Here is a 12,856-nt window from a genome sequence, read left to right on the forward strand (position 1 = left end):
TTGGGGTGAACGATGTGCGGAGTGTGATTAATCTATTGATTCTCTTTCTTCTTCTCGGCGGATTTTGGTATGGGTATGGAAAAGACATTCAGGAGTCGGGATTAAAGGCGGGAATCGGATCTTTTGCTACAGATGTTCGCTCCCTCTTAACCAAACCTGAAGTATCAAATGCCATTGAAAAACTGAATACCGGAGTCAACCAGTTGATCGGCAAATTGACGGATACAGTCGATCAAGCAAGAGATGAGGAACAAACCGAAACGAAAAAGGTGGATAAACCTGACTTGAAGGCCCCTGCTGAATCCTCCTTTTCGGTCCGTAATATCGAGCTTGGCGACACAAAGGAATCCGTCGAAAAGCAGGCAGGTGAGGCCAAACGCCATTCCCTGAACGAATATGGAGTAGAGTGGTTTGCCTATCATGAAAATTATCAAAATTTCTTCATGGTGGCCTACGACAGCAAGAATAGAGTCGTCGGTCTCTATACAAACCAGGATTTGATTTCATCCAAGCAAGGAATCAAACGAAGTACACCCAAAGAAACGGTGACGGAAAAATTAGGGAAACCGATAACAAAACTGCTTAAAGGAAATGTATATTACCAGATTCAAAGCAATGGAGAATATGATACGTTCAAGATGGATAACAGCTTCGTCACGATTTTTTATGATAAACACGAGGATAATACAGTCACATCGATCCAAATCATCAGTGCAGGTCTTGAACAGCAAAAAAGCACCTATTTTGCCCCCTCCAGCCCGGAGCTTAAAAAGGGCTTTGAATATCAATTATTCGACTTGACCAATGCCTCAAGGGTCAATCATGATCTTTCCGTCCTGTCATGGGATAAGCAAGTGAAATTGACAGCCCAAGATCACAGTAAAGACATGGCCGTCAACCAATACTTTAACCATACTAATCTTGATGGGGAATCTCCCTTCGATCGGATGGAAAGTGACAAAATCACTTTCCGCATGGCCGGGGAGAACCTTGCCGCTGGTCAGAACAGCAGTATCTTCGCCCACGAAGGCTTAATGAATTCCATCGGTCACAGGGAAAATAAATTACAAAAAGACTTTTCTTCACTCGGAGTGGGCGTCGCGTTTGAGGAAGATGAAAAGCCCTATTACACAGAAAACTATTTAAAAAGATAAGCCACTTTACATGCCGTAATCAGGAAAAGCCTGATCGGCTTTTTTTATTTTCTTTAATATTCTGTTAATTCTGTATTTTAACTTGACTCCTACTTTATCACTGTAAGATAATACATAAGAGTAATAACATGGAAAATAATCAGGATAGCAGCCACATCACTACATAAGAAAATGAGTAATCACACTCACGAACAAAGACCCCATTTTCGAAAAGCCTATGAATAGGGCGCCCTGACAAAAACCATCCGGAAAGTCACATAGAAGAAATTAAAAATACGAACAGCACCAAAACCCAAGAAGTCATTTTACTCTCTAACTAGCGCTGTTCTGAGTAAATAAAAAATCCAAGAGGTAGATTGGGAGGGTGATCATGGAATCCGGGAACAGATTGAAACAGGAGCAACTCGACAAAATATGGCTGGCACTTATATTGGAAGCCAAAAGAATTGGCCTAACGATAGAACAGGTCAAGAAATTCATCGAGAAGAACTCAAGTGACGAGCCTGCCCAAAAAATTCGTTAAAAAAGTGGACTTCCAGGAGTCCACTTTTTTTTCATTTTTACATCTAAATCATTCAAACGCTCATACTAATTCTTAGATAACAAAAACCAAGGACGTGAGCTTAGATGGATTTTTTCTACAGCCAAGAAACACTTACTACCCTTCAGTGGATTTTGAGAGCCATCATATCATTCTTTTTTTTACTCTTTGCGGTTAAATTGATGGGGCGCCGGGCCATTTCTCAGTTAAGGTTGATTGATTTTTTAATGGCACTGATCATTGGAAATATTCTTGCCCACCCATTATCTGATGAACAGTTAGGCTTAAAGGGACCGATGATCACGTCTGTCGTACTAGTTATTTTATATATAATCAGTGTATTTGTGAGTCTTCATTGGGGCAGACTCCGGAATTTTTTTGAAAGCCCTCCTTTGCCTCTTATAGAAAACGGACAAGTCATCCATAAAAACTTAGTCAAAGCACGAATTTCTATCGATATTATTTTATCCGAATTAAGAAAGGCAAAAATTGAAGAAATTCAAAAAGTTGCTTTGGCATTTTGGGAACCTGATGGGACTATTTCGTTCTTCTTACTTCCCCAATACCAATCAGTGACCCCTGGTGATATAAAGTTGACCACAAAGCCATTTTCTTTTCCTATAACCATTATTAAGGAGGGAAAGATTGATTTTCACGAATTAAACCGAGTGGGTAAGGATGAAGGATGGCTGAAAAGGAAAGTAACCATGTACAATGCGGACATAGCCGATATTTTATTGGCAACTATCGATACTAACGGGAACGTGAAAGTGTTCTTATACAGCTGAATTTCATCAGACAGAAGATTTTAATTTAAGAAAAGGCCACCAAATTTAACTGGCGGCCTTCCCACTTTACCAAATCAAGTTATTTAAAAAACGATGCACATCTTCATAAACTTGCTCCCGCTCTTTCCCCAATGTGATGATATGCCCTGATTGCTCATACCATATCAATTGCCTATGTTGCGTATCGACATCATTGAAGATCATGGGTGCACTTTCCGTATAGTCGGAATCATCCAACCGGCCCTGTTGAACAAGAGTCGGTGCTGTAATCAAATCTAAATTTTCGCTTGTATCTTCTATGATATGCAAAACGTCTTTCAACGAGTGCATAGGCTCTTTTTCTAACCGTTTAATTTCTGCATCGATTTGGTCTGGGTCTTTGCCTTCGAATTTTTTGTAGGCCTTGGCATAACTGATCATACGATTATGTAATCGACTCACGTCTCTCCCTTTCATCGGGGCACACATGGAAACGACACCTTTCACAGGGAATTCCGTTCCCACTTTTAAAGAGAAGACCCCACCGAGGGAAATCCCGACCACGGCGATATCCTCGTACCCTTCTTTTTTAAGGAAACGGTACCCATCCACTACGTTTTTCCACCATTCCTTTGGACCTGTATGGATGAGCTCCTCAGCTGGCAATCCATGACCTTTATATAGAGGTGCGTGGCAGGTATAGCCGCGGTCATTGAGATAACGACCCAACTTCTTCATATCTGCTGTGCTTCCAGTAAATCCGTGAAGTAAGAGAACTGCTCTCTCTCCACCTTTGTATGTGAATGACTCAGGTGCAATGACTTTCATACTATCTGCTCCTTTTCCTCAAGTTGTATATATTGAAATTTCTGATAAAATCATTAACTATTTAAAGTAACCCTCTTTACCCCGATTATAGTACCTATGCCTTACTTAGGACAAGTGATGCGGTCCGAAGGACATTTTACTATGACTGGTTTTATTTAGCAATCTAAATTTTCCTTTTTTTAGTTCAGGAATGATATCTCTTATATTACGAGATATGTTAATAAAAAGGGACGTAATCCATACTGTAGCTTTGCCCTTCTTAGTATCGATAACCTCTTTTGACTTATTCGCAGTGATCCGCATAGGAAATCCATCTAATTTTCTATAAGAAAAACCCGTTTAACAACGGGTTTTGTTTACTCGCATTCTCTCGATTCTAGCTTATCAAGGTTATGCTTTCTGTAGTTGGCACAAGAAAGCTTCAAGCATTCTCCTTGGACTTGCGGACCATATTTCTCGCGAAAAGCCTCCAAGCAATAGCACTTATCTTCTTCTTTAGTATCATCCATCAAGCGCATTCCCTCCATTATTGATCCGCTTATCAAGCCTTACATGGATTTTCCCCAATAGAATGGCCCCCATTGACTGAATGACCGTTTTGACAATAATCTGACCAACAATCGCGGCGGGTACAGAGGACCACGGCAAGATGTTCGCCCCCAGTGGACTAAGCCCAATCACCACAAATATTGCGGAATCGAAAAATCCTCCAACTACCCCTGAGTAAAATACCCTCCAACTTAATGGTAGCTTCAATCGAGTATATATTTCCGTATCTGCCGTTTCCGCCACCACGAATGAAAGGGCGGAAGCAAATACGATTAATAATGTATCGCCTATCAAGAATGATACACTGGCTGATAAAAGTAATGCCAGGATAATGCACAGATAAGTCCTTGCCCTGCCAAATTTATTTTGAACTAAATCACGGAAGATGAAGGTCCCTCCGATCAACAATGTTCCCATCGGGATGATGAACATACCAAATTGCAATGGCATAAAAGCGGCTGTGACCACATTCGCGGTCACAATGGACAATAAATACAATAGAACTCTTAACATTTCTTACAATCTCCTTTTATAGGAAAAAACAGCACCCTAAGAAAGAGTGCTGTTCTCCTTAGTTTTTTTGAGAGGGTAGCTAGAACCTCTTCCGCCTCAAGCGGATTATCTTTTTTCCTTTTTCATCTTATCTTGGATACGGGAGTAAATCAAGGATAAAAGTACCCCCTCGCGTATATAAAAGTAAAGAACATATAATAGAAGAGAAACGGCATTTAATAGAAAGTATGACCTCCCCATCCTTTTCCTTACACGCCCCGTTTATTTCCCCAGATATACGTGTGCAGCTGGGGGAGCACCTTCACATCATTCAGTTCGTCATCGGCAATCACCCGATTAATTAACTGTTCATATTTTCCCAACAGTTCACTGACCAGCTGCCGATCGTCCGTCGTCACGCTGTCATCATTGCCTACCTGCAGGTAATAAGGAATGCCTGGATAGCGCGCATGTACAGTCTTCGCATATTGATAATCAGCTTCATCAAATACGACAATCTTCAAAGAGATTTGATTTTCATCCCTTCTATTGGAAAGCTTAGATAGGATATCATCAAGCACTTCAAAATCGGTCTTCATCCTTGAACTTGGCGGTTTTGGTGATATCGTCAGTTCATCAATATCGAGAAACCAATCCTGCCACCGGCTACCTTGTGTCTCCACGCCAATTCTGATGTTCTTCTCTTTTAAAAGGGTGATTAACTCAGCCATATTCTTCAAGAGGCCGGGATTGCCCCCGGATATCGTCACGAAGGAGAAACCCTTGCCTCAGTTTTAGCTCCTCCCATATTTCTTCAGCTGTCATGTGGACGATATCTTCCTTTCCTGTCCCATCCCAAGTGAAGGCGGAATCACACCAAGCACATGAATAGTCGCACCCAGCTGTCCGGACGAACATCGTCTTTTGCCCGATGACCATGCCTTCCCCTTGAATGGTCGGCCCGAAGATTTCCATGACGGGCAGCTTACTCACAGTCCATCCACTCCCGTCTTGCTTCAGCATAACTCGTCGACGTTTCATAAAGACGGACAAATTCAACCCTAGCCCCTTTATAGTCCTTGTTTTGCAGGGCATCAGCCATCTTTTCATAAATCCAGACGACGATATTTTCAGCTGTTGTATTCATAAGTGGCAGCGTTTCATTCAAATAGCGGTGGTCAAGATGAATGTCGATTTCTTTTTTCCAGATTTCTTTGATGTCGCCAAAGTCGATCATCAACCCACGGGAATCATTATAGCCGCTTATGCCAAAAATGACTTTATACGTATGGCCATGCAGATTCTTGCATTTCCCTTCATAATCATGAAGATGATGAGCTGCATCAAACGTGAATTCCTTGCTCACGAGCACCCGTCTTTGATGATAGTTCAATTGATTACGATGAATGTCCTGTTCTATTTTTTGAAGCTTATCGACAATCTTGAACCCATACATTATAGGTTCACCTGCCGTCTAATCACATAGTCATCCAGACCCCTTTTTCGAAGCTTGCATGCCGGACACTCCCCACAGCCATCGGCTATGATTCCGTTATAACAAGTCAGCGTCTTTTCACGAACGAAATCAAAGGCACCCAGTTGATCCGCCATTTCCCATGTTTCTTCTTTATTCAGCCACATAAGCGGCGTATCTATAACAAAAGACTGATCCATCGAGAGATTCAAAGTGACATTCAACGATTTAATGAACACATCCCGGCAGTCTGGATATCCGCTAAAGTCCGTCTCACAAACACCGGTTACAATATGCTTCGCCCCAATTTGGCTTGCAAGCACTCCTGCGAATGACAAGAACAGTAAATTCCTTCCCGGTACGAATGTAGACGGTAACTCCCCTTCTTCCCCATCCGCCACAGCAATGTCACTTCTCGTCAACGCATTCGGCGCCAACTGGTTCAACAACGACATATCCAGAACATGATGCGGGATGTCCAGTTCCTTTGCAATATTCCGCGCACAATCAATTTCCAAGCTATGACGCTGATTATAATCAAACGTCACTGCCTCCACTTCCGAAAAATGCTTCATGGCCCAGAATAAACACGTCGTACTGTCTTGTCCCCCACTAAACACCACTACTGCCTTTTCTTTCTTCAACATTATGAAAAACTCCTTTTTTACGGAAAAAAGCAGCACCCTAAGAATAGAGTGCTGCTTTTCCTTAGTTTTTTTGAGAGGGTAGCTAGAACCTCTTCCGCCTAAAGCGGCTTATAATCTTTTCTCTATAATCATAACGCAATATATGGAATCATATCAATATATTCCATAAAAACAAAGAGATTCCCTGTCTTTTCAGCTCAATTTCTCCTTTCCTCTTTAAATATCGGTCCCCATTTCCGATAAACAGAAGGTAAACTAATCTACCGAAAAAGGGGCCGTACACTTGAAAAAGATTAAAACAAAGGTATTGTTAGCATTTATGCTAGTCATATCTTTATGCATCATATTAGGAGCCTATAGTATTTACAGCAGCAATAAGTCTCTTAAACATTCTAGAGATATCATCGACCATGAATTGCCTCTTCTTATTAAAGATGAACAATTACTCTATAACCTTTCGCAAAGAATGGCATTTGTTAGAGGGTATATCCTATTTGGAGATGAACAATATAAAGAGGATTTCCTAGCTTATACCGAAGAAAGCAAACACCTACAAGAAGAGCTATTAGCCTTATCCGACTCTGAGAGAACGAAAGAAATCATTGAAACAAGCATTGATTGGAGAACCATGATTGAAGAACGCGTCTTTACCCAGTATGAGCAAGGAGATGAAAAACAGGCGAAAGAAATATTGCTAAATGAAGTAGCGCCCATAAGCACGGAAATAATGGATGGCTTCAAAGAGCTCGCTTCCGAGCGCGAAAAACTGATCGTCGCTTCCGGAGAGACCGTCATCAGCAGTGGAAAATCCGTTAAAACGACGAGTATCATTTTATCCATCATTACAGTCATAGCAGGAATTGGCCTTGCCCTTGTGACAGCCAACCTCATTACCAAACCGATCCTAAGGATCCGAGACAGGATGAAGCTAGTGGAAAAAGGTGAACTGAACCATGAACCACTTAAGCAGACATCAAACGATGAACTCGGGGAATTGACGTTTTCTACAAACGAGATGCAGAGAAACCTTCGCGATATCATCGAAAACATGCTGAATGTATCCGAATCCGTTACAAGCAAAAGCGAAGAGCTGACCCAATCGGCAAATGAAGTGCAACAAGGAAGCAGTCAAATTGCAACCACTATGTACGAGCTGTCAGAAGGCTCTGAGTCACAAGCCAACCAAGCAACGGAAATCGTCCGTATGGTGGAAGAATTCTCAGGAAAGATCCAAAAGGCACACAGTGAAGGAGAAGAAATTTCCCAAACCTCCACAGAGATTCTATCCCTAACTAAGGAAGGGACAGTCTTGATGAACAAATCCGTGCAGCAAATGCAAACGATTGATAGGATTGTGAAACAGGCAGTCGATGAGGTAAAAGGCCTTGATTCACAATCCCAGGAAATTTCAAAGCTCGTTCAGGTCATACAGGACATTTCCAATCAAACCAACTTACTCGCTTTAAACGCAGCCATCGAGGCGGCACGCGCCGGCGAACATGGAAAAGGATTTGCCGTCGTCGCCGAAGAAGTTCGGAAACTCGCGGAACAAGTTACAGATTCTGTGGGTGACATTACTGGAATTGTTACAGCCATTCAAACAGGTTCAAAAACCGTCGTTCACTCCTTGGAAGATGGATATACACAAGTAGATGAAGGCACCCAACAAATTACCATTACCGGCCAAACCTTTGAAACCATCAATCATTCAGTGGGAGCCATGAGCACAAAATTACAACACATAACCAATGACTTACACTATATCTCTACCAATAGCATAAAAATCAACCAGGCTGTCGAAGACATTGCAGCCGTTTCCGAAGAGTCAGCAGCAGGCATTGAACAAGTATCCGCCTCAGCACAGCAATCCAGCTCTTCAATGGATGAAATCACCAATCACGCCAGTGAACTTGCATCATCGGCTGAACAGTTAACAGATCAGGTTAAAAGATTTCAATTATGATGAAAGCCGCTTCCCACACCTACCTTGTGGGAAGCTTTTCCTTGCATTTAGCTATTCCTATGAAGTTAATAACAAATATATCCTCTTCATTAAAATTGTTTCAATATAGTGAATACGGGGAATAAACTAATAACAACACAAAACAAACTATAATAAAAAATTCACCATGAATCTTATACAGAGAGAAATAATTCAACTTACACTATTATTTTCTGAATATTCAATGTATAATTAATATTACTCCAGTAATATTTACATCAGTAAATAGTAGAATTACTACTTCCTCTCTAGAAGTGTCAGCACACTTTTAAAAAGCATTTGAACCAACTCTTAATTACTCTCATTTGAAACCCGATCAACAGGAGACTCTCTAAACAGACGAGATGGTCTTACATCAATATCGTATTCCAAATCCAGAGAACTAAGTCTATATAATCACCTTTACTATTTTTTATTTCCTATTTTATAATAAGTGGTTAATTTCCACCTAAAGTATGTTACTATTAACCTAATACTTTTTAACCAAACAAGGAGGAATTCATATGAAACGATTTTTCAAATTCATAGCAAAGTTAAACGAAGGGAAAGCCCAAGACGAATTCTTTCGCAACGAATACGAAAATTACTTGAAGATGAATTCTGCCGATAAAGGAAACAGAAGATTAGCCCCTATGCTTTATGTTATAGATGGCGGTAAAAAGGACTCACATCCTGAGCTTTTAAATAGAATAAAATCTAGCTAAAGATAGCATCATCTTAAAATTGATTCGAGACTATCAATTTACAAAAAATACTCTCATCTATAAATAACATTTCATTTAATCCCTTATTATAAATGAATGTAAAAATACTCCAAAAACTCAGAATTTATTCTGGGTTTTTTTTAGTTCTACTATTAACACTATATTAATAGAAGAAACTAGTCTTTTTTTTAAAAACCCTCGTTTCCAAAACTTTTAAGGGAAGGATTTTGACAATTTATTGATGTCACCTCATAGCCCCTCGGGTATTTCATATTAAAAAAACCCAAAAAATATGGGGGGTGATTTTACTCATCTTTATCCAAATCCAAAAAAGTAGCACTAAATGAGTCATTAGAATCAAAATACAGGAATAAAGAAAAAACAAACTAGTAGATTAGAAAATAAATGCACAAATAGGTATAAACAATTATAAAACAGGAAGGATCGTCTACATTAAACTCCTACAGTAGATACTAGGAATTGGGTTTTTATCCTTATAAAAAGAATTCATTATCCTATAAAAATTATTTTTTATTCTCCATCTCATAATAGAATCATCATGAAATGGGGAATCCATAGAGTATTTGTCCTTACATGAATATTATAGCCATTAGTTACTATTACACTCATTTATAGTTTAATTTGGAAATTATCAAAATAAGCTATCTTGCTATAGAAAAACGACCCTTGCTTAATAAGTTTAAAATCATGTAGTGTGTATTCAGTAAATCAAATATATAAAAAAAGAGAGGTTAAAAAATGGCACCGATATTTATTTGTGCATTATTTTTGCTTGGCTATGGCATAGTCGAACAAAAACGCCATCAAAAGCGTCTCGACTCCATTCCCGTACGTGTCAACGTAAATGGGATCCGAGGGAAATCCACTGTAACACGTCTGATTACAGGTGTGATCAAGGAAGCGGAGTACAAGACAATAGGAAAAACAACCGGAACTTCCGCAAGAATGATTTATTGGTTTACGGACAAAGAAAAACCGATCATACGTCGTCCAGAAGGACCGAATATCGGGGAACAACGTCGCGTAGTTAAAGAAGTAGCTGACTTAGGAACTGAAGCATTAGTTTGTGAGTGCATGGCCGTGCAGCCTGACTATCAACTAATCTTCCAAAATAAAATGATTCAGGCAAATATTGGGGTTATCGTAAATGTTCTTGAAGATCACATGGATGTCATGGGACCAACATTGGATCAAGTTGCAGAAGCATTCACTGCAACCATACCCTACAATGGGCATTTAATAACCATCGAGGGCGAACATTTAGAATATTACAAAGAAATTGCCAAACAACGTAATACGAAGGTAATCGTAGCCGATAACTCAAGGATCTCAGAAGAATTTCTACGTGAATTCGACTATATGGTATTCCCTGATAACGCCTCCCTTGCCTTGGCTGTTGCAGAAGCATTGGGTATCGATGAGAAAACGGCATTCCGTGGCATGTTAAATGCACATCCAGATCCAGGGGCCATGCGTATCACTAAATTTGGAGATGCTAGGCAACCGACTTTCTTCGTTAATGGATTTGCCGCCAATGATGCGTCATCTACATTGAATATTTGGGACAGGGTAAGTACCTTCGGATACAGCACGGAAGCCCCTATCGTAATCATGAACTGCCGTCCTGACCGTGTGGACCGTACAGAGCAATTTGCAAGAGATGTATTGCCTTACATAAAGTCCGAAATCGTCATTGCCATCGGTGAAACTACTTCACCAATAACGAAAGCATTTGAGCAAGGAAAATTGGATACAGTAGAGTATTGGGATTTAGAAGAATGGTCAACGGAAGAAATCGTTGCCAAACTGCGCCCAGTCATGAAAAACCGAATCGTTTATGGGGTCGGTAACATTCACGGAGCAGCAGAACCCTTAATTGACGCAATCATGAAAACTAAAACGAAGCAAAAAGCGAGTTAAGTAGGAGGAACCTTAATGTTTGGATCGGATTTATACGTAGCCCTAGTACTAGGGGTAACACTGAGCCTTATTTTTTCAGAAAAAACGGGTGTTGTGCCCGCCGGACTTATCGTGCCAGGTTATTTGGCATTAGTTTTTGATCAATGGCAAGTCATGCTGGTAATTATTATAGTAAGTATCTTAACTTATTTCATTGTCGCTCACGGTCTTTCAAGATGGGTAATCTTATATGGAAGAAGAAAGTTTGCCGCAATGATGATAACGGGGATTTGTCTAAAACTCGTATTGGATTTCGTCTACCCCGTCATGCCTTTTGAAATCTATGAATTCCGTGGTATTGGTATAATCGTCCCTGGCTTGATCGCTAATGCCATTCAAAGACAAGGAATGCCATTAACACTCGGCAGCACGCTTTTATTATCCGGAGTAACTTTCGGTCTAATGAACGTGTATTACCTATTCTGAGGTGGATAAAATGAAACGTACTTTAAACGCAAAAGAAAAAACACTTATCTTTACAAAGCGGACGAAGAAAAAGAATCTCAAATACACTGCAATCGTTCTACCGATATTGATCATCGTCTTAGTCGTAACATCTTGGTTGGGACGCACGAAAGACGTGGAAGTTGTTGCATCCAAACCAAACGATACCCTTACAATGTCAATGGTCGGAGATATCATGATGGGCCGTTATGTCGAGGAAGTGACAGACAGCCATGGTTTTGATTACCTCTTCCGTTACATGAAGCCCTATTTTAACGCTTCGGATTATGTAAGTGGAAACTATGAACATCCTGCTCTAGCAAAAGATGTATCGAAATATGAAGAAGCTGATACAGCCATTCGTCTAAATTCGTATGCAGATGGCGTGGAAGCTGTTAAAAATGCTGGATTTTCTGTCATGACTCTTGCGAATAACCATATGATGGACTTTGAAGAACAAGGATTGCTCGACACAATCGATGAATTCGAGAATGCCAAAATGGATTATGTTGGTGTAGGTCGGAATATTACAGAAGCGAAAGAAAACATCAATTACCAAGATGTTAAAGGCGTACGTATCGCTACTCTTGGCTTTACCGATGTATATGGTAAAAATGCGGTAGCCAAAAATACTCAAGCTGGGTTATTGAATTCCAATCCTGACTTATTATTTGAAATGATCGGTGACGCCAAGGATGCGAAAAAAGGAAACGCAGACTTAGTTGTCGTCAATATGCACTGGGGCCAAGAATATGCTACTTCTGCGACAGGTCGTCAAACAGAATTAGCGAAAGCGGTGATCGATGCTGGTGCAGATATCATCATTGGCCATCACCCCCATGTCGTCCAATCATTCGATGTGTATAAAGATGGACTTATCTTTTACAGCTTAGGAAACTTTGTATTCGACCAAGGCTGGACACGTACAAAAGATTCCGCGATGGTACAATACCATTTAACTGATGACGGACAAGCAACCGTTGATGTGGTTCCCTTGCAAATCAAGGAAGCTACACCAAGACCCGCTACATCTTCTAGCGATGTATCGCGAGTTTTCCGTTGGTTGACGAAAGAAACAAGTGACAACGTGCAATGGTCTAAAAAAGATAATAAGATAGAGATTAAATTGGATCATACACGTGTAATAGACCATAAAGAACAGCGTGAACAAGAGGAAAAAGCAGCCCAAGAAAAGAAAGCTGCTAAAGAAAAGAAAGTAACCCAAGAAGAGACAACTACTGAAGAATAGAAACATGAAGCACCATCATACAACT

Annotated in this window: 13 protein-coding genes, 1 pseudogene and 2 riboswitches; of the genes and pseudogenes, 8 read left to right on the forward strand and 6 right to left on the reverse strand. The window is 40.3% G+C overall.

The window, feature by feature from the left end; all coding sequences use genetic code 11:
- Window positions 1-14: 14 nt before the first annotated feature.
- From ACIQXH_RS04380 to ACIQXH_RS04390, 3 genes are all read left to right on the forward strand, one after another.
- The gene (locus tag ACIQXH_RS04380; protein WP_402874662.1) at window positions 15-1,154 is read left to right on the forward strand and encodes a CAP domain-containing protein; all 1,140 of its coding nucleotides are present in this window, start codon (window positions 15-17) and stop codon (window positions 1,152-1,154) included.
- Window positions 1,155-1,524: 370 nt separating this feature from the next.
- Window positions 1,525-1,677 carry an anti-repressor SinI family protein gene (locus ACIQXH_RS04385; protein ID WP_402874659.1) on the forward strand — a complete coding sequence of 51 codons (153 nt, stop codon included), beginning with the start codon at window positions 1,525-1,527 and terminating at the stop codon, window positions 1,675-1,677.
- A 104-nt stretch (window positions 1,678-1,781) separates the two neighbouring features.
- On the forward strand, window positions 1,782-2,483 hold the full coding sequence (locus ACIQXH_RS04390; protein ID WP_402874656.1) for a DUF421 domain-containing protein: 702 nt from the start codon (window positions 1,782-1,784) through the stop codon (window positions 2,481-2,483).
- 66 nt (window positions 2,484-2,549) lie between these two features.
- On the opposite strand, the gene ACIQXH_RS04395 is transcribed toward ACIQXH_RS04390, so the two are convergent.
- From ACIQXH_RS04395 to queC, 6 genes and pseudogenes are all read right to left on the reverse strand, one after another.
- Window positions 2,550-3,290, reverse strand: a complete 741-nt coding sequence (locus tag ACIQXH_RS04395) for an alpha/beta hydrolase (protein WP_403122242.1) — start codon at window positions 3,288-3,290, stop codon at window positions 2,550-2,552.
- A gap of 356 nt (window positions 3,291-3,646) precedes the next feature.
- Window positions 3,647-3,802 carry a hypothetical protein gene (locus ACIQXH_RS04400; protein WP_403122245.1) on the reverse strand — a complete coding sequence of 52 codons (156 nt, stop codon included), beginning with the start codon at window positions 3,800-3,802 and terminating at the stop codon, window positions 3,647-3,649.
- Window positions 3,792-4,352 (reverse strand): VUT family protein, encoded by a 561-nt coding sequence (locus tag ACIQXH_RS04405; protein WP_403122247.1) that lies wholly within the window; start codon window positions 4,350-4,352, stop codon window positions 3,792-3,794. The genes ACIQXH_RS04400 and ACIQXH_RS04405 overlap by 11 nt, the downstream gene beginning before the upstream one ends.
- A gap of 52 nt (window positions 4,353-4,404) precedes the next feature.
- A riboswitch (PreQ1 riboswitch) is annotated at window positions 4,405-4,447 on the reverse strand.
- A 153-nt stretch (window positions 4,448-4,600) separates the two neighbouring features.
- Window positions 4,601-5,324 (reverse strand): annotated as a pseudogene (queE, locus tag ACIQXH_RS04410) (7-carboxy-7-deazaguanine synthase QueE).
- Window positions 5,317-5,787 (reverse strand): 6-carboxytetrahydropterin synthase QueD, encoded by a 471-nt coding sequence (gene queD, locus ACIQXH_RS04415; RefSeq protein ID WP_403122249.1) that lies wholly within the window; start codon window positions 5,785-5,787, stop codon window positions 5,317-5,319. The pseudogene queE and the gene queD overlap by 8 nt, the downstream one beginning before the upstream one ends.
- The gene (gene queC, locus ACIQXH_RS04420; protein ID WP_403122615.1) at window positions 5,787-6,449 is read right to left on the reverse strand and encodes a 7-cyano-7-deazaguanine synthase QueC; all 663 of its coding nucleotides are present in this window, start codon (window positions 6,447-6,449) and stop codon (window positions 5,787-5,789) included. The genes queD and queC overlap by 1 nt, the downstream gene beginning before the upstream one ends.
- Window positions 6,450-6,507: 58 nt before the next feature.
- Window positions 6,508-6,550: riboswitch (PreQ1 riboswitch) on the reverse strand.
- A gap of 185 nt (window positions 6,551-6,735) precedes the next feature.
- Here queC and ACIQXH_RS04425 point away from each other — a divergent pair.
- From ACIQXH_RS04425 to ACIQXH_RS04445, 5 genes are all read left to right on the forward strand, one after another.
- Entirely contained in the window at window positions 6,736-8,415 is a 1,680-nt protein-coding gene (locus ACIQXH_RS04425) for a methyl-accepting chemotaxis protein (RefSeq protein WP_403122251.1), read from the forward strand.
- Window positions 8,416-8,957: 542 nt separating this feature from the next.
- Complete coding sequence (locus ACIQXH_RS04430; RefSeq protein ID WP_402957870.1) at window positions 8,958-9,158, forward strand: hypothetical protein; 201 nt, start codon at window positions 8,958-8,960, stop codon at window positions 9,156-9,158.
- 759 nt (window positions 9,159-9,917) lie between these two features.
- Window positions 9,918-11,099 (forward strand): poly-gamma-glutamate synthase PgsB, encoded by a 1,182-nt coding sequence (gene pgsB / locus ACIQXH_RS04435; RefSeq protein WP_402873896.1) that lies wholly within the window; start codon window positions 9,918-9,920, stop codon window positions 11,097-11,099.
- Between the two features lie 15 nt (window positions 11,100-11,114).
- A complete protein-coding gene (pgsC, locus tag ACIQXH_RS04440; RefSeq protein WP_402957872.1) occupies window positions 11,115-11,564 on the forward strand; it encodes a poly-gamma-glutamate biosynthesis protein PgsC in 450 nt (149 codons plus the stop codon).
- A gap of 10 nt (window positions 11,565-11,574) precedes the next feature.
- On the forward strand, window positions 11,575-12,831 hold the full coding sequence (locus ACIQXH_RS04445; RefSeq protein WP_402957874.1) for a CapA family protein: 1,257 nt from the start codon (window positions 11,575-11,577) through the stop codon (window positions 12,829-12,831).
- Window positions 12,832-12,856: the final 25 nt, after the last annotated feature.

The sequence above is a fragment of the Peribacillus sp. NPDC097225 genome, from assembly GCF_044761955.1.
In the GTDB taxonomy this organism is placed as follows: domain Bacteria; phylum Bacillota; class Bacilli; order Bacillales; family DSM-1321; genus Peribacillus.